At 69.3% G+C, this 24389-nt stretch carries 20 protein-coding genes and 2 tRNA genes; 16 read left to right on the top strand and 6 right to left on the bottom strand.

Annotated elements, in window-relative coordinates; genetic code table 11:
- Positions 1–10: 10 nt before the first annotated feature.
- Entirely contained in the window at positions 11–148 is a 138-nt protein-coding gene (rpmH, locus tag JHY01_RS05550; protein WP_091053947.1) for a 50S ribosomal protein L34, read from the bottom strand.
- 588 nt (positions 149–736) lie between these two features.
- Between rpmH and dnaA the strand changes: the two genes are divergently transcribed.
- The 13 genes from dnaA (at position 737) to JHY01_RS05490 (ending at position 14416) form a co-directional block, all read left to right on the top strand.
- Positions 737–2569: a chromosomal replication initiator protein DnaA gene (gene dnaA / locus JHY01_RS05545; protein WP_205324606.1), complete on the top strand. Its 1833-nt coding sequence runs from the start codon at positions 737–739 to the stop codon at positions 2567–2569.
- Positions 2570–2961: 392 nt separating this feature from the next.
- Positions 2962–4110, top strand: coding sequence for a DNA polymerase III subunit beta (gene dnaN / locus JHY01_RS05540; protein WP_205324605.1), 1149 nt, complete (start codon positions 2962–2964; stop codon positions 4108–4110).
- 81 nt (positions 4111–4191) lie between these two features.
- Positions 4192–5067 (top strand): phosphogluconate dehydrogenase (NAD(+)-dependent, decarboxylating), encoded by an 876-nt coding sequence (gene gnd / locus JHY01_RS05535; protein ID WP_205324604.1) that lies wholly within the window; start codon positions 4192–4194, stop codon positions 5065–5067.
- 21 nt (positions 5068–5088) lie between these two features.
- Entirely contained in the window at positions 5089–6225 is a 1137-nt protein-coding gene (gene recF, locus JHY01_RS05530; protein WP_205324603.1) for a DNA replication/repair protein RecF, read from the top strand.
- On the top strand, positions 6215–6670 hold the full coding sequence (locus tag JHY01_RS26400) for a DciA family protein (RefSeq protein WP_205324602.1): 456 nt from the start codon (positions 6215–6217) through the stop codon (positions 6668–6670). The genes recF and JHY01_RS26400 overlap by 11 nt, the downstream gene beginning before the upstream one ends.
- A gap of 300 nt (positions 6671–6970) precedes the next feature.
- The gene (gyrB, locus tag JHY01_RS05520; RefSeq protein ID WP_205324601.1) at positions 6971–8929 is read left to right on the top strand and encodes a DNA topoisomerase (ATP-hydrolyzing) subunit B; all 1959 of its coding nucleotides are present in this window, start codon (positions 6971–6973) and stop codon (positions 8927–8929) included.
- A 122-nt stretch (positions 8930–9051) separates the two neighbouring features.
- Positions 9052–11478, top strand: a complete 2427-nt coding sequence (gyrA, locus tag JHY01_RS05515) for a DNA gyrase subunit A (RefSeq protein WP_240192443.1) — start codon at positions 9052–9054, stop codon at positions 11476–11478.
- A complete protein-coding gene (locus JHY01_RS05510; protein WP_205324599.1) occupies positions 11479–12174 on the top strand; it encodes a DUF3566 domain-containing protein in 696 nt (231 codons plus the stop codon).
- 160 nt (positions 12175–12334) lie between these two features.
- Positions 12335–12411 (top strand) — tRNA-Ile (locus tag JHY01_RS05505).
- Between the two features lie 128 nt (positions 12412–12539).
- Entirely contained in the window at positions 12540–13130 is a 591-nt protein-coding gene (locus JHY01_RS05500) for a flavodoxin family protein (RefSeq protein WP_205324598.1), read from the top strand.
- A 114-nt stretch (positions 13131–13244) separates the two neighbouring features.
- Positions 13245–13376, top strand: a complete 132-nt coding sequence (locus tag JHY01_RS26395) for a DLW-39 family protein (protein WP_218125197.1) — start codon at positions 13245–13247, stop codon at positions 13374–13376.
- Positions 13377–13489: 113 nt separating this feature from the next.
- Positions 13490–13562 (top strand) — tRNA-Ala (locus JHY01_RS05495).
- A 92-nt stretch (positions 13563–13654) separates the two neighbouring features.
- Positions 13655–14416 (top strand): DinB family protein, encoded by a 762-nt coding sequence (locus tag JHY01_RS05490; protein WP_205324597.1) that lies wholly within the window; start codon positions 13655–13657, stop codon positions 14414–14416.
- A gap of 41 nt (positions 14417–14457) precedes the next feature.
- Here JHY01_RS05490 and JHY01_RS05485 read toward each other — a convergent pair whose 3' ends face one another.
- Entirely contained in the window at positions 14458–15729 is a 1272-nt protein-coding gene (locus JHY01_RS05485; RefSeq protein ID WP_205324596.1) for an MFS transporter, read from the bottom strand.
- Between the two features lie 71 nt (positions 15730–15800).
- On the opposite strand from JHY01_RS05485, the gene JHY01_RS05480 reads away from it, so the two are divergent.
- The gene (locus JHY01_RS05480) at positions 15801–16784 is read left to right on the top strand and encodes a GlxA family transcriptional regulator (protein WP_205324595.1); all 984 of its coding nucleotides are present in this window, start codon (positions 15801–15803) and stop codon (positions 16782–16784) included.
- 36 nt (positions 16785–16820) lie between these two features.
- On the opposite strand, the gene JHY01_RS05475 is transcribed toward JHY01_RS05480, so the two are convergent.
- Positions 16821–17069, bottom strand: coding sequence for a hypothetical protein (locus JHY01_RS05475; protein ID WP_205324594.1), 249 nt, complete (start codon positions 17067–17069; stop codon positions 16821–16823).
- Positions 17062–17607: an RNA polymerase sigma factor gene (locus JHY01_RS05470; RefSeq protein WP_205324593.1), complete on the bottom strand. Its 546-nt coding sequence runs from the start codon at positions 17605–17607 to the stop codon at positions 17062–17064. The genes JHY01_RS05475 and JHY01_RS05470 overlap by 8 nt, the downstream gene beginning before the upstream one ends.
- A gap of 282 nt (positions 17608–17889) precedes the next feature.
- Here JHY01_RS05470 and JHY01_RS05465 point away from each other — a divergent pair, with 282 nt between their 5' ends.
- A complete protein-coding gene (locus tag JHY01_RS05465; RefSeq protein ID WP_307814259.1) occupies positions 17890–21003 on the top strand; it encodes a BTAD domain-containing putative transcriptional regulator in 3114 nt (1037 codons plus the stop codon).
- Between the two features lie 15 nt (positions 21004–21018).
- Here the strand turns inward: JHY01_RS05465 and JHY01_RS05460 are convergent, their stop codons facing one another.
- Together JHY01_RS05460 and JHY01_RS05455 are read right to left on the bottom strand one after the other, a co-directional pair.
- The gene (locus tag JHY01_RS05460) at positions 21019–21858 is read right to left on the bottom strand and encodes a DUF4097 family beta strand repeat-containing protein (RefSeq protein WP_205324592.1); all 840 of its coding nucleotides are present in this window, start codon (positions 21856–21858) and stop codon (positions 21019–21021) included.
- A gap of 160 nt (positions 21859–22018) precedes the next feature.
- On the bottom strand, positions 22019–22789 hold the full coding sequence (locus tag JHY01_RS05455; RefSeq protein WP_205324591.1) for an NAD(P)-binding domain-containing protein: 771 nt from the start codon (positions 22787–22789) through the stop codon (positions 22019–22021).
- Between the two features lie 207 nt (positions 22790–22996).
- On the opposite strand from JHY01_RS05455, the gene JHY01_RS05450 reads away from it, so the two are divergent.
- Positions 22997–24259, top strand: a complete 1263-nt coding sequence (locus JHY01_RS05450; RefSeq protein WP_205324590.1) for a glycoside hydrolase family 30 beta sandwich domain-containing protein — start codon at positions 22997–22999, stop codon at positions 24257–24259.
- Positions 24260–24389: the final 130 nt, after the last annotated feature.

Genomic DNA, 24389 nt, shown 5'->3' with positions numbered 1-24389 from the left:
AGGCAAGCGCTCAGACGGTCAGCTGCTTGCGACCCTTGTTGCGGCGCGCGTTGACGATGGCGCGGCCGGCACGGGTCCGCATGCGCAGCCGGAAGCCGTGGGTGCGCTTGCGACGGCGGTTGTTCGGCTGGTAGGTGCGCTTGCTCACGACGGATGTCTCCCATTACGAATAAGTTGCTGCTGCGCCGGGCCTCGGGCCCAGCCCCGGATCGGGGCTACGGGGACGCGGAGAACAGCCTAGCAGGGCATTCACGCGCGGCCCCCGCCGCGGACGGCGGGTGTGGCATGCCCCTCTGGTTCGAGAGGGCAACTCGCTCATGTTACTCGCCGGGTCCGGAACGTCGCCACCGCGGGGTGGCTGCGGCGCGTCCGCCGTGCGGACCGTCCAATCCACAGGCGCCGCGCGCCCGATCCGCGCCTGTGCAGGAGTGCCGCGAGGCTTGCGAGCTGCCTGTGGATAACTCTTCGCGAATCGTGGACGACTTCGTTGTCACCAGAACGGCTTCGTCGGCCGGCTCACGAGAAAGCGCTGGTCATGACCGTGATTCAGGAAACATTGTCACAAGGGGCGCATGTGCACAGGCCAGCTGAAGGCCTGTGGATAACCTGTGGAAAACTTGCTGGAGCGCACTGGGGACGACCGGGTGCGGCGGTGCGGATCGCCTGTATCGGAGCCTACCTGGTGCGGCCTCTGAACTTCGCGAAACAGCCCGTACACGGACAGAAGAAGCGAGGGATGGCGAAGGTGACCGACCAAGATCTGTCGGCAGTCTGGTCGGCGGTGTCCGCCGAGCTGGCTGACGCGTCGGCGCTCACCCGTCAGCAGTCCGCGTGGATGCGCCTGTCGCAGCCGGTGCTGTCGATGCCCGGCACGTTCATCGTCGCCGCCCCGGACAAGTTCGCGCGCTCGGCCTTCGAGTCGAAGCTGCGCGTCCCGATCAGCGAGGCCCTCTCCCGGCAACTGGGCCAGCCGACGCAGATCGCGGTCACCTTGCAGGAGAAGCAGGCCGAGCCCGCGCCGGTGGCGGAGGAGCCGCCCGCGGCCCCCGAGCCGCCGGTGAACGGGTCTGCGGTCGCCGACGCCACGATCGTCTTCGAGCGGCCCTCCTTCGACGAGCCGCCCGCGGCACCGGTGGTGGAGGAGCCGGTCGAGCCGCCCGCGCCCCGCAAGCCGTTGTCGGCGCAGAATCCGCCGAGTCTCTTCGACACCGCGGCCTTCCGTCCCGGCGACGCGGAGGCGCCGCGTGCGCCCGAGCCCGCCGAGTCCCCCGCGGAGCCCGTGGAGCGGCCCGCCGCGATCCCGCACCAGCCGGCCCGCCCCGCCGAGGCCGACCGCTGGGAGGAGCGCGCCCCCGAGCCTCCCGGGGAGGAGCTCGAACGGGTCCTCTCGGAGTCGGCCGCGCGCCAGGGCGGCAAGGAGCACGGTGCGATGCCGCCGGTCGCTCCCCCGCCCTCGGACGACCCGGACCCGGCCCGCCGGGGAGGGATCACGAAGGCGCACAAGGACACCGCCCCCGTGAAGGCCATCGACGGGGTGGGTCGCCTCAACCCGCGGTACAACTTCGACACGTTCGTGATCGGCTCGTCCAACCGCTTCGCGCACGCGGCGGCGTTCGCTGTGGCGGAGGCGCCCGCGAAGGCGTACAACCCGCTGTTCCTCTACGGCGGGTCCGGGCTGGGCAAGACGCACCTGCTCCACGCGGTCGGCCACTACGCCCACGACCTGGGCACGGCCCAGTCCGTGCGGTACGTGACGACCGAGGAGTTCACGAACGACTTCATCAACTCGCTCTCCGACCGGCGGCAGCAGGCCTTCCAGCGCCGCTACCGGGACGTCGACATCCTCCTCATCGACGACATCCAGTTCCTCATGGACCGCGAGCGCACGCAGGAGGAGTTCTTCCATACCTTCAACGCGCTGCACAACGCGAACAAGCAGCTGGTGATCTCCTCGGACCGCTCGCCGAAGCAGCTGCAGACCCTGGAGGACCGGCTGCGCACCCGCTTCGAATGGGGCCTGCTCGCCGACATCCAGCCGCCGGACCTGGAGACGAGGATCGCGATCCTGCGCAAGAAGGCGGTGCAGGACGACCTCAACATCCCCACGGACGCGGTGGAGTTCATCGCCACCCAGATCCACCACTCGATCCGCGAGCTCGAGGGCGCGCTCATCCGCGTCACCGCGTACGCGAGCCTCAACCGCAAGCCGGTGGACCTGGGCCTGGCCGAAGAGGTCCTGCACGACATCATCCCCGAGAGCGGCAAGAACACCGAGGTCACGGTCGACCAGATCATGCAGGCCACGGCCGACTACTTCGGGGTGCAGGCGGCCGACCTCAAGGGGAACTCGCGCTCGCGGGTGCTCGTGAACGCCCGCCAGGTCGCGATGTACCTGTGCCGGGAGCTCACGGACATGTCGCTGCCGCGGATCGGCCAGGCGTTCGGGGGGCGTGACCACACCACGGTCATGCATGCGAACAAGAAGATTCGCAAGCAGATGGCCGAGCGGCGGGCGCTCTACACGCAGATCGCGGAATTGACGAACCGTTTGAAACACACCGACGAATGAGCGGGCCTGTGGACAACTCTGTGGAAAACCTGTGGATAACCGCGAATATCTGTGGAAAGCCTGTGGACAGAGTGTGGAAAACACGCGAGAGCACGATACTCATTCGCGATTTTCCTGTGGGTAACCCTGTGCATAACCTGTGGAAAAGCTGTGGACAGACCTGTGGATGAGATGTGGAAAACTCGGCGATTGTCAGGGGCTGTGGATAAGCTCCTGATTCATCCACAGGTTATGCACAGTCCGTCCACAGCCCTGAAACCGGAAGGACCTGCGAAAAGGCGGGTTTTCCACAGTTTCCACAGCACCGACGACTACGACGACAGTTATATCTATAGAGAGTTCATTAGTAATAGCGCTGTGCACAACCGAGCAACAGCCGCGAAGGAGCAACCATGAAGTTCCAAGTTGACCGAGACACCTTTGCCGACGCTGTCTCGTGGACCGCCAAGAGCCTCCCGGCCCGCCCGTCGGTTCCCGTCCTCGCGGGCGCCCGCCTGTCCGTCGACGAGGGCAAGCTGACGATCTCCGGTTTCGACTACGAGATCTCCACCCGTGTCACCGTCGACGTCACCGGCGAGTCCGCCGGAACCGCCCTGGTCTCCGGCAAGCTGCTCTCGGAGATCGTCAAGGCCCTCCCGAACAAGCCCGTCGACTTCGTCGTCGACGGCCCCCACGCGGAACTCACCTGCGGTTCGGCGCGCTTCACCCTGCCGACGATGCCGCTGGAGGACTACCCGAGCCTGCCGCAGATGCCCGAGGCCATCGGCACCATCGACGCCGACGAGTTCGCGAAGGCCGTCGCGCAGACCGCCGTCGCCGCAGGCAAGGACGAGACCCTGCCGACGATGACCGGCGTCCAGGTCGAGATGACCGGCGGCGGCATCGGGATGCTCGCCACCGACCGCTACCGCATGGCCATCCGCGACTCCTCGTGGGAGCCCGGGGCCTCTGACGTGGCCGTCACGGTCCTGGTACCGGCCAAGGCCCTCGCGGACACCGCCCGCACTTTCGGGTCCTTCTCCGGCCCTGTGACGATCGCCGTGCCCACCGGCACCGAGGGCGCCCCCGGTATGATCGGCTTCATCGCGGGCGGCCGCCAGACCACCTCCCGCGTGCTCGACGGCCAGCTGCCGCCGCTGCGCAGCCTGCTCGCCACCTCGTACGCGACGACCTTGCGCGTCAAGACCTCCGAACTCATCGAGGTCGCCCGCCGCGTCGCGCTCGTGGGCGACCGCAACTCGCCGATCCGCCTCTCGTTCGACGAGGACGGCCTCGTGGTCGAGGCCGGCGGCGCCGAGGACGCGAAGGCCTCCGAGGCGATGGACTGCACGCTCGAGGGCGAGCCGGGCAAGATCGCGTTCAACCCGACCTACCTGCTCGACGGCCTGTCCGCTGTGGACGCCCCGTACACCGCGTTCAAGATGAACGAGCTCGGCAAGCCGGTCGTGATGACCGGGCAGCCCGCGCCCGAAGATGAGGAGTCCGACACAAACCACGACGTGTACCTGTACATGCTGCAACCATTGCGTTGGGACGCCTGACCGCACAACGACGTGAGTGACCCTGGCGCGTACTCCGCCAAAGCGGAACCTTCTGGACTCAAAAGTGAAGGGGGGCGCGACATGCAACTCGGCATGATCGGGCTCGGCAAGATGGGCGGCAACATGAAGTTGCGGCTCGAAAAGGCTGGACACCAGGTCGTCGGCTACGACCGCAACCCCGACGTCGCCGACGTCGACTCCTTGGAAGCACTCGTCGCCGCCCTCGAAGGCCCGCGCGCCATCTGGGTCATGGTCCCCGCCGGGGAGCCCACCAGGTCCACCGTGGCCGAACTGGGCGCGCTCCTGTCCGAGGGCGACATCGTCATCGACGGCGGCAACTCGCGCTTCACCGACGACGCCGTGAACGCCGCGCTCCTGGCCGAGCGCGGCATCGGCTACGTCGACGCGGGCGTCTCCGGCGGCGTCTGGGGCATCACCGAGGGCTACGCGCTCATGGTCGGCGGCGCCGACGGCGACGTGGAGCGCCTCATGCCGATCTTCAACGCGCTCAAGCCCGAAGGCGAATTCGGCTTCGTGCACGCCGGCGGCGTCGGCGCGGGCCACTACGCCAAGATGGTGCACAACGGCATCGAGTACGCCATGATGCAGGCCTACGCCGAGGGCTACGAGCTGCTCGAGGCCTCCGAGCACGTCGACAACGTGCCCGAGATCTTCAAGTCCTGGCGCTCGGGCACCGTGATCCGCTCCTGGCTGCTCGACCTCATGGACCGGGCGCTCACCGACGACCCCGAGCTGGCCCGCGTCAAGGGCTACGTCGAGGACTCCGGCGAGGGCCGCTGGACCGTGGACGAGGGCATCCGCCTGCGCGTCCCGCTCCCGGCGATCACCGAGTCGCTGTTCGCGCGCTTCACCTCCCGCCAGGAGGACTCCCCGGCGATGAAGGCCGTCGCGGCGCTGCGCAACCAATTCGGCGGACACGCCGTCAAGTCGGAATAGCCGAAGCGGCATCATAGAGGCGTGCGTGTACGACAGCTGCAATTGACGGACTTCAGGTCCTACGCGCACGCCCAAGTCCTGTTCGACGAGGGGCCCTCGATCCTGGTGGGCCCCAACGGACACGGCAAGACCAACCTGGTCGAGGCCCTGATCTACCTGGCGAACCTCCGCTCCCACCGCGTCTCCTCCGACGCCCCCCTGGTCCGGCAGGGCTGCGAGCAGGCCGTCATCCGCGCCGAGATCCTCCACGACTCCCGCCGCCTCCTCGCCGAGCTGGCGATCGTCCCCGGCAAGTCGAACAAGGCCCGCCTGAACAAGACCGCCCTCTCCCGCCCCCGCGAGATCATCGGCGCGCTCAAAGCCATCGCGTTCGCCCCCGAGGACCTGGCGCTGGTCCGCGGCGAGCCCTCCGCCCGCCGCCGCTACCTCGACGAGCTGCTGTGCGCGCGCTTCCCGCGCTACGCCGGGGTCCGCGCCGACTACGAGCGGGTCCTCAAACAGCGCAACACGCTCCTTCGCACGGCCTACCTGGCGAAGAAGACCGGCGGCCGCGGTCCGGGCGGGGCCGAGATGGCCACCCTCGACGCCTGGGACGCGCACCTCGCGCGGCACGGCGCCGAGCTCATGGCCGGGCGCCTCGCGCTCCTCGAGGACCTGACCGAGCCGATCGGCAAGGCCCACTCGAAGATCGCGGACGGCCGCGCCGAAGTGCACCTGGCCTACGAATCGGAGCTCGGCGGCGACCTCACCGCCGACCAGGACGTCCTCACCGCCCGCCTCGGCGCCGCGCTCGCCGGGGCCCGCGCCAAGGAGGTCGAGCGCGGCACGACCCTGGTCGGCCCGCACCGCGACGACCTCGACCTGCAACTCGGCGCTCTTCCGGTGAAGGGCTACGCCTCACACGGCGAGACCTGGTCGGTGGCGCTCGCGCTCCGCTTGGGCGCCTTCGAACTCCTGCGCGCGGACGGCACCGCCCCGATCCTCATCCTCGACGACGTGTTCGCCGAGCTGGACGCCACACGGCGCGAGCGCTTGGCGGAATACGCCGAAGCCGCACCGCAGACGCTCATCACCTGCGCCGTCGCCGGGGACGTCCCCGAGCGGCTCACGGGCGCCCGCTACGACGTGTGGGAAGGGGAGGTCAAACGTGTCCTCTAACGGCGGCTACGACTACCGCCCGCGTCCCCGGCGGCGCGGTAAGTCCGACGACCCGCGCTTCCGCAAGGAGTGGTCCGGTCCCGGGCCCGACAAGCGCGACCCCGAGACCCTCGGGAGCCTCCTCCCCCAGGTCGTGCGCAAGAACGGCTGGACGCGCAAAGTGGCCGACGCGTCGGTGTTCGGCCGCTGGGAGGCCATCGTCGGCGCCGACATCGCGAGCCACTGCAGGCCCCAGAGCCTGGAGAACGGCGAGCTCCTCGTCGTCGCCGAGTCGACCGCCTGGGCCACGCAGCTGCGGTTGTTCTCCCGCCAGATCCACGGCAAACTCGCCGCGGCGCTCGGCCCCAGCGTCGTGAAGCGACTGCGGATCGTCGGACCGCAGCAGCCGACTCGTTCCTACGGCCCGAGGCGAGTACGGTTTAATGGCTCCCGTGACACGTTCTGAAGCCACGCACCCCTAAGTCCGTAGGGGGGTTCATGTCCCCGCCCCTCGATGCGACTGTGACGACAACGAGGCGCACGGAAGCGGTTACAGAAGTCCGAGCCAAGTAGACTTGACGGATGCAGTCCGGCCGGCGCTCGCAGCGCCCGGCCATTGTTGTGGCGGCACTGCCATGGTCGGCCCGCCCACGGGCGCCTCTGGACCGGACATTCAAGCAGGTCCGAGGTCAGATGACTGAAAAGTGTCACAGCCATGGACTAACTTTTCACTACTGACTGTGAACGACGACAGAAGGAGTTGCCGGTGGCGGCGAAGCAGCAGGACGATTACAGCGCCAGTTCGCTCACAGTCCTCGAAGGCCTCGAGGCCGTCAGGAAGCGGCCGGGCATGTACATCGGCTCGACCGGCGAGCGCGGCCTGCACCACCTCATCTGGGAAGTCGTCGACAACTCGGTCGACGAGGCGCTGGCCGGCTACTGCACCGACATCCTCGTGACGCTCACCGACGACGGCGGCGTCCGGGTCGAGGACAACGGCCGCGGTTTCCCGGTCGACCTCCACCCGAAGCTGAAGAAGCCCGGTGTCGAGGTGGCCCTCACCGTCCTCCACGCGGGCGGCAAGTTCGACTCGGAGTCGTACGCGGTCTCCGGTGGTCTGCACGGCGTCGGCGTCTCGGTCGTCAACGCCCTGTCCACCCGGATCTCGATCGAGATCTGCCGCAACGGCTACGTGTGGCGCCAGGACTACAAGCACGCCCAGCCGGGCCCGCTGGAGAAGGGCGAGCCGACCGACAAGACCGGTACGGTGCTCACCTTCTGGCCCGACGGGGACATCTTCGTCACCCTCGACTTCGACTACAAGACGATCTACCGCCGCCTCCAGGAGATGGCCTTCCTCAACGGCGGCCTCGCGATCACCCTCCGGGACGAGCGCCCGGACCACATCGACGAGGAGACCGGCGTCAAGGAGGTGACCTTCAAGTACGACGAGGGCATCGCCGACTTCGTGCGCCACCTCAACGCCTCCAAGAACGCCATCCACCCCACGGTGGTCGCCTTCAACGCCGAGGAGGACGGCCAGTCCCTCGAGATCTCGATGCAGTGGAACGAGTCGTACGGCGAATCGGTCTACACGTTCGCGAACGGCATCAACACCCACGAGGGCGGCTCCCACGAAGAGGGCTTCCGCTCGGCGCTCACCAACGCCGTCAACAAGTACGGCCTCGAGAAGAAGATCATCAAGTCCGAGAAGGACCGCCTCTCCGGCGACGACATCCGCGAGGGCCTGGCCGCGATCATCTCGGTGAAGCTGCGCGAGCCGCAGTTCGAGGGCCAGACGAAGACCAAGCTCGGCAACACCGAGGTCAAGGGCTTCGTGCAGCGCGTCTGCAACGAGCACCTGCCCGACTGGCTCGACCGCCACCCGAAGGAAGCGCGGATCATCGTCCAGAAGGCCTCGAGCGCGGCGAACGCCCGCAAGGCCGCCGCGCAGGCCCGCAAGCTGGCCCGCCGCAAGAGCCTGCTGGAGACCTCGTCGATGCCGGGCAAGCTGGCGGACTGCCAGTCGACGAACCCGGAGGAGTGCGAGATCTTCGTGGTCGAGGGCGACTCGGCCGGCGGCTCCGCGAAGCAGGGCCGCAACCCGCGTACGCAGGCGATCATGCCCATCCGCGGCAAGATCCTGAACGTGGAGAAGGCCCGCCTCGACAAGATCCTCAAGAACAACGAGGTCCAGGGCATGATCACCGCCCTCGGCACGGGGATCCACGAGGAGTTCGACGTCGAGAAGCTCCGCTACCACAAGGTCATCCTGATGTCGGACGCCGACGTCGACGGACACCACATCAACACCCTGCTCTTGACGTTGCTGTTCCGTTTCATGCGTCCGCTCATCGAGCTCGGCCACGTGTACATGAGCCAGCCGCCGCTGTACAAGATCAAGTGGAACAAGAAGGGCGACCTGGTCGACTACGCCTATTCGGACGCCGAGCGCGACCGGATCATCGAGGCGGGCGTCGCCTCCGGCAAGGCCGACCCGCGGCGTTCCGACGGCGTCCAGCGCTACAAGGGTCTCGGTGAGATGAACTACACCGAGCTGTGGGAGACGACCATGGATCCCGCGCAGCGCAACCTGCTCCAGGTTCAGCTCGACGATGCGGCAACCGCCGACGAGCTCTTCAGCGTCCTGATGGGTGAGGACGTGGAGAGCCGTCGCCGCTTCATCCAGGAGAACGCCAAAGACGTCAGGTTCCTTGACATCTAAAGCGGTCCGCTGACCACGTTCCGACGACAAGCAAGGAAGCACTGGTGCCTGAGAACAACCAAGACCAGCTTGAGATCCCGGAGGGCCACGGCCGCATCGAGCCGGTCGGCATCGAAGTGGAGATGTCGCGCTCGTACCTCGATTACGCCATGAGCGTGATCGTCGGGCGCGCGCTGCCCGACGTGCGCGACGGCCTCAAGCCCGTCCACCGCAAGATCCTGTACGCGATGTACGACGGCGGCTACCGCCCCGACCGCGGGTACGTGAAGTGCTCGCGCGTCATCGGCGACGTGATGGGCCAGTTCCACCCGCACGGCGACTCCGCGATCTACGACTCGCTGGTGCGCATGGCGCAGCCGTGGAGCCTGCGGTACCCGCTCATCGACGGCCAGGGGAACTTCGGCTCCCCGGGCAACGACCCGGCGGCCGCGCACCGGTACACCGAGTCGCGCCTCGAGCCGCTCGCGATGGAGATGCTGCGGGACATCGACGAGGAGTCGGTCGACTTCGAGCCGAACTACGACGGCAAGACCACCGAGCCCACGATCCTGCCCTCGCGCATCCCGAACCTGCTGGTGAACGGCTCCGAGGGCATCGCGGTCGGCATGGCCACCAAGATCCCCCCGCACAACCTGCGCGAGGTCGCGGCGGCCGTGGACTGGTGCCTGGACAACCCGGAGGCCACCGAGGAGGAGGCCCTCGAGGCGATCCTCGGGATCATCACCGGGCCCGACTTCCCCACGGGCGCCACGATCCTGGGGCGCGCGGCGATCGAGGACGCGTACCGCACGGGCCGCGGCTCGATCAAGATGCGCGCCGTGATCGAGGTCGAAGAGGACTCGAAGGGCCGCGCCTGCCTGGTCGTCACGGAGCTCCCCTACCAGGTGAACCCCGACAACCTGGCCGAGCGCATCGCCGACCTCGTCAAGGAGGGCAAGCTCGGCGGCATCGCGGACATCCGCGACGAGTCCTCGGGCCGCACCGGCATGCGGATCGTGATCGTGCTCAAACGCGACGCGGTACCCAAGGTGGTGCTCAACAACCTCTACAAGCACACGCAGCTGCAGGACACGTTCGGCGCGAACATGCTCTCGCTGGTCGACGGCGTCCCGCGCACGCTGAACATCGCGCAGATGGTCCGCTACTACGTGGCGCACCAGATCGAAGTGATCGTGCGGCGCACCAAGTACCGGATGCGCAAGGCCGAGGAGCGCGCCCACATCCTGCGCGGTCTCGCCAAGGCCCTCGACCTGCTCGACGAGACGATCGCGCTCATCCGCCGCTCGCCTTCGGCCGAGGAGTCGAAGCAGGGCCTCATGAGCCTGCTCGACGTCGACGAGATCCAGGCCGTCGCGATCCTCGACATGCAGCTGCGGCGCCTGGCGGCGTTGGAGCGGCAGCGGATCATCGACGAGCTCACCGAGATCGAGACCAAGATCGCCGACCTGGCCGACATCCTCGCCAAGCCCGAGCGGCAGCGCCTGATCCTCCGCGAGGAGCTCGGCGCGGTCGTGGCCCGCTGGGGCGACGAGCGCCGGACCGTGATCATGCCCGACGCCGGCGAAGTGTCCATGGAGGACCTCATCGCCCGCGAGGACATCGTGGTCACGATCACCCGCGGCGGCTATGTGAAGCGCACCAAGACCGACTCGTTCCGCTCGCAGAAGCGCGGCGGGAAGGGCGTCCAGGGCGCGCAGCTCAAGCAGGACGACATCGTCAGCCACTTCTTCGTGTGCACCACGCACGACTGGATCCTGTTCTTCACCAACAAGGGCCGCGTCTACCGGGCGAAGGCCTACGAGCTGCCGGAGGCGAGCCGCACGGCCCGCGGGCAGCATGTGGCGAACATCCTGGCGTTCGGCCCGGACGAGCACATCGCGCAGGTCATCCAGCTGGCCCATTACGAGGTCACCCCGTACCTGGTGCTCGCGACCCGCAACGGCCTGGTCAAGAAGTCGAAGCTCACCGATTTCGATTCGCCCCGCACCGGCGGCATCGTCGGCATCAACCTGCGCGACGGCGACGAGCTCGTGGGCGCGGCGCTCATCCAGCAGGAGGACGACCTGCTGCTGGTCTCGCGCAAGGCCCAGTCGATCCGCTTCCAGGCGACCGACGAGGCGCTGCGGCCCATGGGCCGCGCGACCAGCGGTGTGATCGGGATGCGGTTCGTGGGGGACGACGAACTGCTCACCATGATCGTTCTGCGCGATAATATGGACATCCTCGTGGCCACCAGCCGCGGCTACGCGAAGCGGACTCCTGTCGACGCGTACCCGCAGCAGGGCCGCGGTGGCAAGGGCGTCCTGACCGCGAAGATCACGGAACGGCGCGGCGACCTGGTGGGGGCGCTGTCGGTGACGCCGGACGACGAGCTGTTCGCGATCACCTCGGAGGGAGGCGTCATCAGGACTCCGGTGCAGCCGGTCCGTCAGACTTCGGACCGCAACACTATGGGCGTCAAGCTGATCGACCTGCCCGACGAGGTCTCGCTGCTCGCGATCACCCAGAGCGCCGAGGAACCGGAACCCGATGAGGGGCAGGACGAGTAGATGACCGACGCGAAGGCCACCGCTGCGGAGACCGAGCGCGAAGACGACGTCCCGGAGTTCGACTCCGAGGCGTCCGAGCAGACGAAATCAGATGACTCGGTGTCATCCGTCTCTGCTCCGCCGTCAGCTCAGGCCCAGGACCAGACGTTGACGCTGCGCCGCCCGCCGGGCATGACGCCGCCGCCGGTCACACCGGAGTCGATCCCGTCGTCCACGGGCAACACCGCGGCCAACCAGGCCGCGGGCGTGGCCTCCTCGGCCCGTGTCGCGGACGCCGTCCGCGCCGCGCGCGCCGCGGTGAGCCAGGCGGCCGCACGCGGTCCGCGCCGGGCCCGCCTGCGGCTGAAGCGGATCGACCCCTGGTCGGTGATGAAGTTCTCGTTCGCCGTCTCGATCGTGCTGTTCATCGTGATGGTCGTGGCGACCACGGTCCTGTACATCGCGCTCGACGCGATGGGCGTTTTCGACACCGTCAACGACATGCTGCAGATGCTCATGGGCACCAGCACCGATGACGCGGCCGCGGGCACGGAGACCTTCCGGATCACCGCGAAGGGCGTCATCGGGGCCGCGGCCCTGCTCGGCGTGGTGAACATGGTCCTGTTCACGGCGCTGGCGACGCTCGGCTCGTTCATCTACAACGTGTGCGCCGACCTCGTCGGCGGCGTCGAGGTGACCCTCGCCGAACGCGACTAGCGACAAGCGAAGCGAATGCCCGCGGCCACCCGGTCGCGGGCATTCGCCCTCCCGAATCGGCCCAGTGACGGCCGTCCCTTATGACAGGGGGCCTGTTCGGCGGATCGTACAGGCATGAGGTAATCTTTCCCAGCGCTGCCGATGAGGCCGCAACCTATAAGGGCGTATAGCTCAGGTGGTTAGAGCGTCGAGCTGATAACTCGAAGGTCCCAAGTTCGAGTCTTGGTACGCCCACCAACAACCCGCCGTTCACCGGCGGGTTTTTTCATGCCTGTGGCCCGCATCGCGGCGCGGAATAGGCCGGCCGTCCCCGGGCCTTGCACCAGTCGACCCGTCAGCACGCCCTTCTGAGAAAGTCACCCGCCATGACCGACGCCCCCCGCTCGTTCCTGTTCCTCCTCGGCTCCGCCCGCACCGGCGGCAACACCGAGGCCCTCGCCCGCGCCGCCGCCGAGCACCTCGCACCGGGAACCGCGCAGCGCTGGATCCACCTCGGTGAGCTGGGCCTGCCGCCGTTCACCGACCGCCGGCACACCGGGGACGGCGTCACGCCCTTCGCGGAGGGCGCCGAGCGACTCGTGCAGGACGCGACCCTCGCCGCCACCGACATCGTGATCGCCTCGCCCCTGTACTGGTACACCGTGAGCGGCCCGGTGAAGAACTACCTCGACTACTGGTCGGGCTGGCTGCGCGTCCCCGGCCTGGACTTCAGGGCCCGGATGGCGGGCCGGCGCCTGTGGGGCGTCACCGTCGCCGGAGACGACGACCCGGCCGCGGCCGTGCCGCTCGCAGGCGCGCTGCGCCTGACCGCCGGCTACCTGAAGATGGACTGGCGGGGCGTGCTCCTCGGCAACGGCTCCCGCCCCGGCGACGTCGACCGCGACGGGAGTGCCCACGCGGCCGCCGAGGCCTTCTTCGACGGCTCCCCCACCGCGACTCCGAACCTCCTCTTCTGACAGGCACCGGCCCGGCGGTCGGGCGGGGCAAGGTTCGCTATGCTGAGGCGCATCGTGCAATGCCGATCGCGGCGTTGCTGTACGCGGCAATCTCTGATATGGGGGCCTGGGTCCATGTGGAAGAAGATCTTGATCGTCGCCGGCGTGGCAACGGTCGCGTTCGTCGTGGCCAAGAAGGTCAAGTCGATCAACGACGACCGCACCCTGTGGCACGAGGCCACCACCTCCGCCGAAGACGTGCGCTAGCGAATCGCGTTAGCCAGTTCACTGCGACCCGGGTATCCTCGCTGTTGCAGTGAGCGCGGCGGCGATACTGGGGAGGTCCAGTCTCGTAGGGTTCAGTCCGCGCGACTGACCGAGGGGCCTTAGCTCAATTGGCAGAGCACCTGCTTTGCAAGCAGGGGGTTAGGAGTTCGATTCTCCTAGGCTCCACCGCCTGGAAGACCGCCCGCGACCTCATCTGAGGTCGCGGGCGGTTCGTTCTGTTTACGGCCTGTGTCGGTGGCCCCTGGCACCATGTGCCGATGATCGCAACCTTTGACCACACCGCCGATTTCAAGGGCGCGCGGTTCGCCTCCGTGGACCTCTCCGGTGCCGTGCTGCGCGACTGCGACGTCAGCGACGTCAAGATCTCCGGGTCCGCCATCACCAATTTCCGCATCAACGGCCACGCCGGGGAACTGGAGCGCGTGGTGGTCAACGACGTCGACGTCACCGCATTCGTCAACGCGGAGCTCGACCGGCGCCATCCCGAGCGCATCACGCTGCGCGAGGTGCGCTCGCTCCAGGATCTCCGTGCGATGTGGACGCTTCTCGAGAGCTTGTGGGAGAGCACCGTCGCGCGCGCCATGCGGCTGCCGGAGGCGGCCTTGCACGAGCGCGTCGACGAGGAGTGGTCGTTCGTGGAGACCCTGCGGCACCTGGTGTTCGCCACCGACGTGTGGATCGGCCGCATGCTCCGCGGCGAGAAGCGCCCGTACCACCGCTTGGGCATGCCCACGGGCGACTACCCGGCCGACAGGGCCGTCGAGATCGGCGTCGACACCGCGGCGCGGCCCTCGCTCGCGGAGGTCCTGGAGGTGCGCGCGGACCGGGCGGCCCAGGTCCGGGCGGCCCTGGCGGACGCCACCGAGGCTTCGCTGGAGGAGACCCGGACCGGGGAGCCGGCGCCCGGGTGGGGGCCCGAGACGGTCGCCGTCGCGACCTGCTTCCGGGTGGTCCTCAACGAGCACTGCGAGCATCGGCAGTACGCGCTGCGCGACCTGGCGGTCCTCGAAGCCCGCTGAGACGCCTTGGGCCACGAGGTGGTCCGTGCGGCAACGGGGAGTCAGGCCTTGCGCTTGATCGCCAGGGACATCGCCGCGGCGAGTGCGCACAGCGCGCCCGAGGTGAACCAGGCGAGGTCATAGGCGCCCGTGAGGTCGCGGGCCAGACCCGCGGCAGAGGCGATGAGGGCCGCCCCGACCTGGTGGGAGGCGAGGACCCAGCCGAAGACGACCGCGCCGTCTTCCCCGAAGTGCTCGCGGCACAAGGCGATCGTGGGCGGCACGGTGGCGACCCAATCGAGGCCGTAGAAGATGATGAAGAAGATCATCGGCGGGTGGACGCTGTCGGCGAACAGCGCGGGCAGGGCGAGCAGGGACACCCCGCGCAGCGCGTAGTAGACGAACAGCAGGTGCCGCGGGTTGAAGCGGTCGGTGAGCCAGCCGGAGAAGATCGTGCCGATGAGGTCGACGATCCCGATGACGGCGAGCAGCGACGCGGCCGCGGTCAGCGGCATGCCGTGGTCGTGGGCGGCCGGCACGAAGTGCGCGCCGACCAGGCCGTTCGTAGAGGCCCCGCAGATCGCGAACGTCCCGGCGAGGAGCCAGAACGCACGGGTGCGGCTCGCGGCCGCCAGAGCGCCCAGGGTGCGGCGCACCGCGCCCGCCGTGGGCGGCTCCGGGGTCTCGTAGTCGGCTCCGGCGCCGTACGGGCGCAGCCCCACGTCCTCGGGTCGGTCGCGGATCACGAAGAGCACCAACGGAACCATGGCGAGCGCGGTGGCGGCGACGAGGAGCGAGGCGGCCCTCCAGCCCGGGCCTACGACGAGGAGCCCCACCAGCGGCAGGAACACCAGCTGCCCGGCGGCCCCGCCCGCGGTGAGGATGCCGCTGACGAGGCCGCGGCGTTCGATGAACCAGCGGTTGGTGATGGTCGCGACGAACGCCATCGCCATCGAGCCGGTGCCGATCCCGACGATGAAGCCCCATGCGAGGACCAGCTGCCAGGACGCGGTCATGAACACGGTGAGGCCGGAGCCGGCGGCGATGAGGGCCAGCGCGATCGAGACGACCCTGCGGATCCCGTACCGCTCCTGCAGTGCGGAGGCGAACGGTGAGAACAGGCCGTAGAGGAGGATGTTCAGTGAGATCGCGGCCGAGATCGTCCCGTGCGACCAGCCGAACTCCTCGTGCAGCGGTTCGATGAAGACGCTCGGGGTGGCGCGGAAGGCGGCCGCGCCGACGAGGGCGGTGAAGGCGACGGCGGCGACGAACCAGGCGCGGTGGGGGCCTTTGGTCGCGAGGCGTTCGGGGGCCTGCGGGGCGGTGACGGACATGTGCTCAAGCATCGGTTCTCGCGGTGGCGGTCACCAGTGGCCCGCAGGCCAATATGTGCGAGGATCAGGCCATGAGCGTGTTCCGGGAATCTGGGCGGCACCGTGTGGCCGTGTTCGTCCGCCATGGGCTGCTGCCGGTCGAGCTCGGCATCGCGCACCGCGTGTTCGGTACGGCCCGAAGCGCATCGGGCGAGCTGTTGTACGAGGTCGCGACGTGCGCGCTGGAGCCCGGTGCGGTGCGCACGGACACCGATGTGACGGTGAACGTGCCGCACGGGCCAGAGGCGTTGGCCGAGGCCGACACGGTCGTGGTGCCGTCTGAGCACGAGTGGGATGACACCTACCGCCACGGCCGCCTGTCGGTGCCGCTCGCGGCGGCGCTGGCGCTGGTGCGGCCGGGGGCGCGGTTGGCGTCGATCTGCACGGGCTCGTTCACGCTCGCGGCGGCGGGGGTGCTCGACGGACGGCGGGCCACGACGCACTGGGATGCGGCCGAGCGGTTCCGGGAGCTGTTCCCGCGGGTGCGGCTCGAACCGGAGGTGCTCTACACGGAGGACGGCGGCGTGTTCACTTCTGCGGGCGTGGCCTCGGGCTTCGATCTGTGCTTGCATTTGGTGCGGTTGGATTTCGGTGCGGCCGTGGCGAACCTGGTGGCGCGGCGGGCGGTGGTGCCGCCGTTCCGGGACGGCGGGCAGGCGCAGTACATCGAACGGCCGGTTCCCGAGGCGGGGATGCATTCGACGGGCGCGGCCAGGGCGTGGGCGCTGGAGCGGCTTCACGAGCCGTTGACGCTGCGGCAGCTCGCCGAGTGCGAGGCGATGAGCGTGCGGACGTTCACGCGCCGTTTCCGCGAGGAGGTCGGCACTTCTCCGCAGCGGTGGCTGCTGCATCAGCGGGTGGAGCGGGCCCGGCACCTTCTCGAGCGTTCCGACCGGTCGGTGGACCAGGTCGCGGCCGACGCGGGGTTCGGTTCGGCTTCGGCGATGCGGTTGCATTTCCAGGCGGTGCTGGGGGTTTCGCCGAGTGCGTACCGGCGGACGTTCGCGGGCCGGTGACCTTCGGCGGCGGCCCCAGGCCGCCGCCAAAGGGGTTCAGCGCAGCCGGCAGGCGCCGTCGGCGCATTCGCGTCGGAGGCGGCCCCTGGAGATCGTCTCGATGAGGCCGAGGACCCAGCAGACCGGGCAGCCGCGCAGGGCGAGCATGCCCAGCGGGACGAGGACCAGGGTCGGCCAGCCGAACACCGGCAGCAGCGCTACCGCGGCGATCACGGCCCCGAAACCGATGACGCCGCGCACCACGTGGCGCGACACGGACGCGCTCGCGAAGCTCCCCTCACGCACGGCGGTCCCCTTCGGTGCGGCCCAGGCCCGCCTGGACGGCGGCGCGGGCGCGGTGGAGCCGGGATTTCATGGCGGCCGTGCTGATGCCGAGGGCGTCGGCGGTCATGCGGCCGCTGTAGCCCTGGACGTCGCGCATGATGAGCACCCGGCGCTGCTCGGACGGCAGGGCGGCGATCGCTTCGGCGACGATCCCGGCCTCCAGGAGCTGCAGCGCCTCCTCCTCGGCGGAGGGCGCGACCCGTTCGGGGAGTGGGCCGCGATGGCGCACGGCCATGGCGCGGCGCACGCATTCGTTGCGCACGATGCGGAACATCCACGCCGCGAGCGCTCCGGTGGCGCGCAGCATCCCGATCTTGCGGTACAGGATGATGAGCGCCTCCTGCGCCGCGTCCTCCGCGTCCTGCGGTGTGGCGCAGAGCGAATGCGCGAACCGGCGCACGTGCGGGTGCGAGCCCGAGACCAGCGCGGTGATCGCCCGGCTGTCCCCGTCCTGCGCGGCGGCGATCAGCGCCTCGCCCGGCCAGCTCGTCTCAGCCACGCGACTGTCCATTCGAAGACCGTCCCTTCGAAGACCGCCCCCTCAACGACCGTGCCCTCCTCCGGAGCACCGCGACGCTGCACATGCCCATGAGCAGCAACAGAACTCCGACTGCGATACCGACGACCACGACGACCTCCACCTCCGGACCGGCCCATCTGACCGGACGGACAAGAGAGGCGGGCGCCGGCGCAAAGGATTCGCTCCGGTCCGGGTCTTCTCGCGCTCGCTCCGAATGTATCGGCGTTGTATCGATGGACGCCGGTGCGGCAAGATGAGGCGGTGAGAATCGGATTGCTGGGCGCGTTTCAGGTGCACGTAGGCGATGAGACCCTCGAGATCCCCGGGGCGCGGTCGAGGGCGCTGCTGGCGGCGCTGGCGCTCGAGCCCGGGCGGATCGTGCCGCGGACGCGGCTGGTCGACTGGATCTGGGGCGAGGAACCGCCCTCCGATGAGGCGAACGCCTTGCAGGTCTTGGTGTCCCGCCTGCGCAAGGCCCTCCCTAAGGGCTCGGTCGAGTCGAAGGCCGGCGGGTACCTGCTGGCGGTGGCGCCCGATGCGGTGGACGTGGGCCGCTTCGAGGCCCTGGTCGCGCGGGCCCGCGACGCCGAGGACGCCGAGAAGGTCGAGCTCTTGCGGGAGGCCCTGGGCCTGTGGCGGGGTGCCGCCATGGAGGGCATCGCCCTTTTGGGCAGCAAGGCGTTCGACGCGGTGGTCGTGGGCTTGAACGAGCGGTACGTCTCGGTGCTGGGCGACCGGGTGGAGGCCGAGGTGCGGCTCGGGCGCGGCGCGGACCTCGTCACCGAGCTGACCGACCTGGTCGCGAAGTACCCGATGCGCGAGGGTTTCGTGGCGGCTCTGATGCGGGCGCTCGCCGAGGCCGGGCGTGGCGCGGAGGCGCTCACGGTGTATCAGCAGCTCTCGGAGCGGCTGGGCGAGGAGCTGGGCGTGGACCCCTCCGCGGAGCTCTCGGCGTTGAACATCGCACTGCTGCGCGGCGAGATCGGCGGCCGCACTACGAGTCGCCGCACGAACCTGCGCGCGGAGCTGACCGCGTTCGTGGGGAAGGAAGACGACATCGCCGCCGTCGCCGACCTGGCGTCCCGGCATCGCCTCGTCACGCTCGCGGGCCCGGGCGGCGCGGGCAAGACCCGGCTCGCGAGTGAGACCGCGCGGTCGATGCTCGGTGACCTGCCGGACGGGGCGTGGCTCGTGGAGCTGGCGCCGCTCGACGCCGAAGGCGAACTGGCGCAAGCGGTCCTGACCGCGATCGGGCTGCGCGACCAGCAGGGCGCGGCGGGCGGCGACGCGACGGAGCGGCTCACGGCCGCGATCCGCGACCGCGTGATGCTGCTCGTCCTCGACAACTGCGAGCACGTGATCGAGGAGGTCTCGGCGTTCACCCACCGGCTCCTCGGCGATTGCCGGAGTCTGCGCATCATCGCCACCAGCCGGGAGCCGCTCGGCATCACCGGCGAGGCGCTGTGGCAGGTCGAGCCGCTCGCGCTGCCGGCCGAGGACGCGAGCCCGCAGGAGGCCGCCGCCTCCCCCGCCGTGCGGCTCTTGAGGGACCGGGCCGAGGCCGTGCGCCGCAACATCGGCGGCGACGAGGCCACACTGTCCACTATGGCTCGAATCTGTCGGGCGCTCGACGGGATGCCGCTCGCGATCGAACTGGCCGCGGCCCGCCTGCGCACCATGTCCGTCGACCAGCTGGCGGACCGCATCGACGACCGCTTCCAGCTCCTCACCGGCGGCAGCCGCACCGCGATGGCCCACCACCGGACCCTCCGAGCGGTCGTCGACTGGAGCTGGGACCTCCTCAGCGAGGCCGAACGCGAGCTCCTGCGACGCCTCTCGGTCTTCACCGGCGGCGTGAGCCTCGAAGCGGCCGAACGAGTCTGCCCCCCAGGAGAGTTCGCCCTCGACCTACTGACCGCCCTCACCGAGAAGTCGCTGCTGCGCACCGACGGCGAGGGCGAGCCGCGCTACCGGATGCTCAACACCATCCGCGAGTACGCGGCCCAGCGCCTCACCGAGGACGGCGACCCGGCCGCCGCCCGCCGCGCGCACCTCGACCACGTCACCGAACTCGCCGAGACCGCCGACGCGCACCTGCGCGGCGCCGAGCAGCTGACCTGGCTCGCCGCCCTCGAAACCGAGCACGACAACATCAACGCGGCCCTGCGTTCTGCGATCGCCGACGGCTGGGCCGCCGAGGCGATGCGGCTCACCGGCGCCGCCGGCTGGTACTGGTACCTCAGCGGGCACCGCACCGAGGGGCTCGAGCTCGCCGTCGCCGCGGGCTCCCTCGAAGGCGCAGCGCCGGACGACATCCGGGCCCTGAACGGCACCGTCGTCGCCATGTTCCTCACCTCCGGCTACGGCGGCGACCAGTACCAGGCGCAGGAGTGGATCCAGGCCGCGAACGCGGCGGCGCGGCGCAGCAGCTCCCGCCACCAGATGCTCGGCTTCATCGCGCCGCTCGCGCGAATGCTGGAGGCCCCCACGGACTTCCTCTCCGCGTTCGATCCGCTCGTGGCCGACGCCGACCCGTGGGTGCGGGCGCAGGCGCGGCTCGCGCGCGGCCGCCTGCGGCTCGTGATCGGCAGCGACGAGACCGATGTGGACAGCGACGTCGAGTTGTCCCTCAACGAGTTCCGCGCCATCGGCGACCGCTGGGGCGTCTCCTCGGCGATCATGTTCCTGGCCGAGCGGATCGCCGCACGCGGTCAGTTCGCCAAGGCCTGCAAGCAGATCGACGAGGCGGCCGCGGCACTCGCCGAACTCGGCTCCACCGAAGAGGTCCTCAGCGCGCGGGTGCGCCAGGCCCAGCTCTACTGGCTGCACGGCGACGAGCGCGCCAGCGCCGCGGCGCTGGCGCAGGCGGAGGCGCTCGCGGCCGGGATCTCGTGGCCGGGCACGATCGCCGAGCTGACGTTCGCGAAGGCGCACTTGGCGCGCTGGCGCGGGGACCTGGACGAGGCGCGCGAACTGGTGTCGACGGCGGCGGTCCAGCCGGAGACCGAAGGGGTCGGGATCCAGTTCGCGGTGCTCGACTTCAGCGGCTATCTCACCGACGACCTCGACCGGGCGCGCGGCTTGCGGCGGGAGGCGCTCGAGGCGGCGGTGGGGTTGTCGTACCCTCCGATGATCGCGCAAGCGCTGATCGGGATCGCGGATCTCGCTGTGCGGCAGGGGAAGGACGTCGAGGCCGTGCGGCTGCTGGCGGCGGCGGACGTGGTCCGCGGCGCGGTGGATCTGACGGTGTTCGACGGCGTGCGGATCGCTGAGGACGCGCGGAACCGCCTCGGCGAAGCGGCGTTCGACGAGGCGGCGGGCGCCGGCCGGGAACGGGACTGGAACGCGTTGGCGGAGTCCGTTCTCGGTTCGTGAAGGCGCGCAAGGTCGTTAGTGCGCCAGCGCCGGATTGACGTGGATGTCGCCGCCGCTGGTGCGGGCGCGCACTTTCACGGCGTGCTCGGGGGTGCCTTGCACCGCCGTGTGCTGGTGCACGCGGCCCGTCGCGGACTTCGCGTCCAGTTCGACGGCGGTGCCCTGGGGGACGCCGATCTGGAGCCTGCCGATGGCGGTGGTGAGTTCGACGGTGCCGGTGCCGATCGTGCCGACCGTGATGTCGCCGATCGCGGTCTTGGCGTCGACGGCGGCGTGGGCGGTGTCGATGGCGATGGGGCCGTTGGCGGAGTTGACGCGGAGGTCGCCGTCGGCTTCGCCGATCCAGGTGGTGCCGCCGATGTTCTTCACCGTCGCCTCGCCGCCGACGCGGTGGACCTTGATGTCGCCGCTGCCGCTGACCTCCGCTTCGCCGTGGACCTGGTCGACGTGGACGCGGCCGCCGGTGGTCTTGAGCTTCACCGCATCGGCCTCGGCGACTTTGATGTCGCCGATGGCGTTCTTGAGGGTGCAGGCGCCGACCCGGCCGCGCACGGCGTATTCGCCGTCGGCGGTGTCGCCCTGCACGTTGGAGCCGGTGGGGAGTGCCACGGTGATGCGGACGGATCCGAATTTGCGGGTGAAGGCGGCGCGGAGCCTGGGGTGCCAGACGCGCAGCCTGCCGGCTTCGAATTCGACGTTGACCTTCTCGGCGGCTTCGACGTCGAGCTTGCGGGTCGGGTCGATCGGTTCGACCTTGACGGTGGTGTCGGTGCGGTCGGCGGCGGTGAAGCGGATGTCGCCGAGGATGATGTCGACGGCGGCGGTGATCGGCGCGGGGGTGTTGAAGGTGTGCATCTCGGTGCCTCTTTCGGTGTGGCCTCGCTGGCTTGATGCCATAACGATGGGCCTCCGTGCTGTCACCGGGCTTGCTTTCGCCTGTCGTCGGTCCTGACGCGTGTCGGTTCCCCGCTCACCGCGCCTTTCTTCACCGCGCCTTTCTTCACCGCGCCTTTCTTCACTCCGGCTTCTCGAGGTCGGCGAGGAGTCCGTCGAGGGCGGTGCCGAGGGCTTCGGTGTTGGCCTCGTCGAACCAGGTGGTGCGGACGCGCTCGTTGCTGCCGCCGGGCGTCTCGTGTTCGGCGGCGAGGCGGTGAAGGGTGCGGGTCTCGTCGCCGAGTGAGCGTCCTACGTTCTGGTAGAGGCTGCGGAGGTAGCGGTCGGCGGCTTCGGTGGGGACGCCGTGCCGGGCGGCCCAGTCGGTGAGGGCGGCGAGGTAGGCGTAGTGGGTGCTGATGGTGCTCGAGAGCGAGGAGCAGACGTTGTAGGCCGTCAGGTCCGCGACGGGTTGGGCGCCGCCGAGGCGGTCGAAGAGCGCGTCGGCCACCGGGTGGGCCGGGTAGGTGACGGTGACGGACCGGCGTTCGCGCACGGTGGGCAGGGGGATGGCCGAGACGAGGTCGGCCTCGGTGTCGAGGAGTTCGCGCAGTTCGTCGTGCGGCACACCGGGGATCACGTTGACGACGGTCTTGTCGGCGCCGACGCGGAGTCCGGCGAGGGCGCCGCGGTCGGCGCGTCGCAGGGCGAGGACCACGACGTCGGCGTGGTCGGCGACCTCCTGGTTGCTCGCACGGACGACGGCGTCGGGGTATTTCGCGGCCAGTTCGGCGGCGGTGGCGGCTCCTCGCGGGGAGAGGTCGATGGCGGGCGGGCTTTCGACGCCGTCGCAGAGTCCTTCCACCATGGCCTTGCTGATCTCGCCTACGCCGATGAATCCGATGCGTTCCACTGCGTGCTCCTTGTCGTCGGGTTTGAGGCTAGTGCACGGATCCGAGGCGAGCCAAGGGCCGAAAGTTTCGGAGCATGGCATTGAGGTCTATCAATAAAAATTAGTGTTTTACCAGGCATTGACACCTCGTCAAGTCGAAAATTATCCTGAAATCGGCAAACGGTATCTCGAAATTTTCGAAGATTCTCGCAATCAGGAGGAGCAACGATGCGTCATCCGAACGAACCCGGGACCGCGAAGGCCAAGCTGAAACGGCGATCCCTCATCACCGCGGGCGCGGCACTCCCGGTACTCGCCGCCGCCGCACCGGCCGCCGCCCAGACGACCATCACCGTCGAACCCGGGACCGTGCAGCAGACCATCCAGGGTTTCGGCGGCATGAACCACAGCGTCTGGATCGCCGACCTCACCGCCGCCCAGCGCGACACCGCGTTCGGCAACGGCGCCGGCCAGCTCGGCTTCTCCATCCTCCGCATCCCCGTCCACGAGGACCGCGCCAACTGGAGCCGCGAAGTCGCGACCGCTCAGCGCGCCAGGGCACTCGGAGCGAAGGTGTTCGCCTCCCCCTGGAACCCGCCGGCGCACATGACCGAGACCTTCTCGGGCGGCAAGCGCCTCCGCTACGACATGTACAACGCCTACGTCCAGCACCTCAACGACTTCGACCAGTTCATGGCGAACAACGGCGTCGACCTCTACGGCATCTCCGTCCAGAACGAACCCGACTACGCGCACGACTGGACCGCCTGGACCCCGCAGGAGATGCTCAGGTTCTGCCGCGAGAACGCCGGCGCGATCGGCACCCGCGTCATCGCGCCTGAATCGTTCCAGTACCGCAAGAACATGTCCGACCCGATCCTCAACGACCCCCAGGCCCTCGGCAACGTCGACATCATCGGCGCCCACCTCTACGGCACCCAGAACGCCGACTTCCCCTACCCGCTGTTCCAGCAGAAGGGCGGCGGCAAGGAACTCTGGATGACCGAGGTCTACCACCCCAACAGCAGCGACTCGGCCGACCTCTGGCCCGGCGCGCTCGACACCGGCGAGCACATGCACCGCGCGCTCGTGTACGGCCGCTTCCAGACCTACGTGTGGTGGTACATCCGCCGCAGCTACGGCCCCATGCGCGAGGACGGCACGATCTCCAAGCGCGGCGCGAACATGGCGCACTTCTCGAAGTGGGTGCGGCCCGGCTACCAGCGGATCACCGCGACCGCGAACCCCCAGTCGAACGTCTACATCACGGCGTTCAAGAGCGGCGCCCGGATCGTCATCGTCGCCATCAACAAGAACTCGTCCCCCGCCTACTTCCCGTTCACCGTGCAGGGCGGCGGCAATGCCACCGTCTCGACCTGGCTGACCGACGCCAACAACACCCTCGCCGCCTATGCCTCCCCCACCATGACGAACGGCTCGTTCGGCGCGCAGCTGCCCGCCCGCAGCATTCGGACGTTCGTCATCAACTGACGCGGGTGAGAACCCGGCGAATGCGGGTACTCCACTTACTCGAAGCGGGCGCCCGCGAGGGCGCCCGCCGACCCGAGGGAGGACCCAAGGCCCGAAAGCACCGCCACATCGTCCAAGTGACCGACGCGCC

Source organism: Glycomyces sp. YM15, from assembly GCF_016918015.1.
Lineage (GTDB): Bacteria > Actinomycetota > Actinomycetes > Mycobacteriales > Micromonosporaceae > Glycomyces.
Note: the sequence above shows the minus strand (reverse complement) of the source record. Positions and strands in the feature narration are given on the sequence as shown.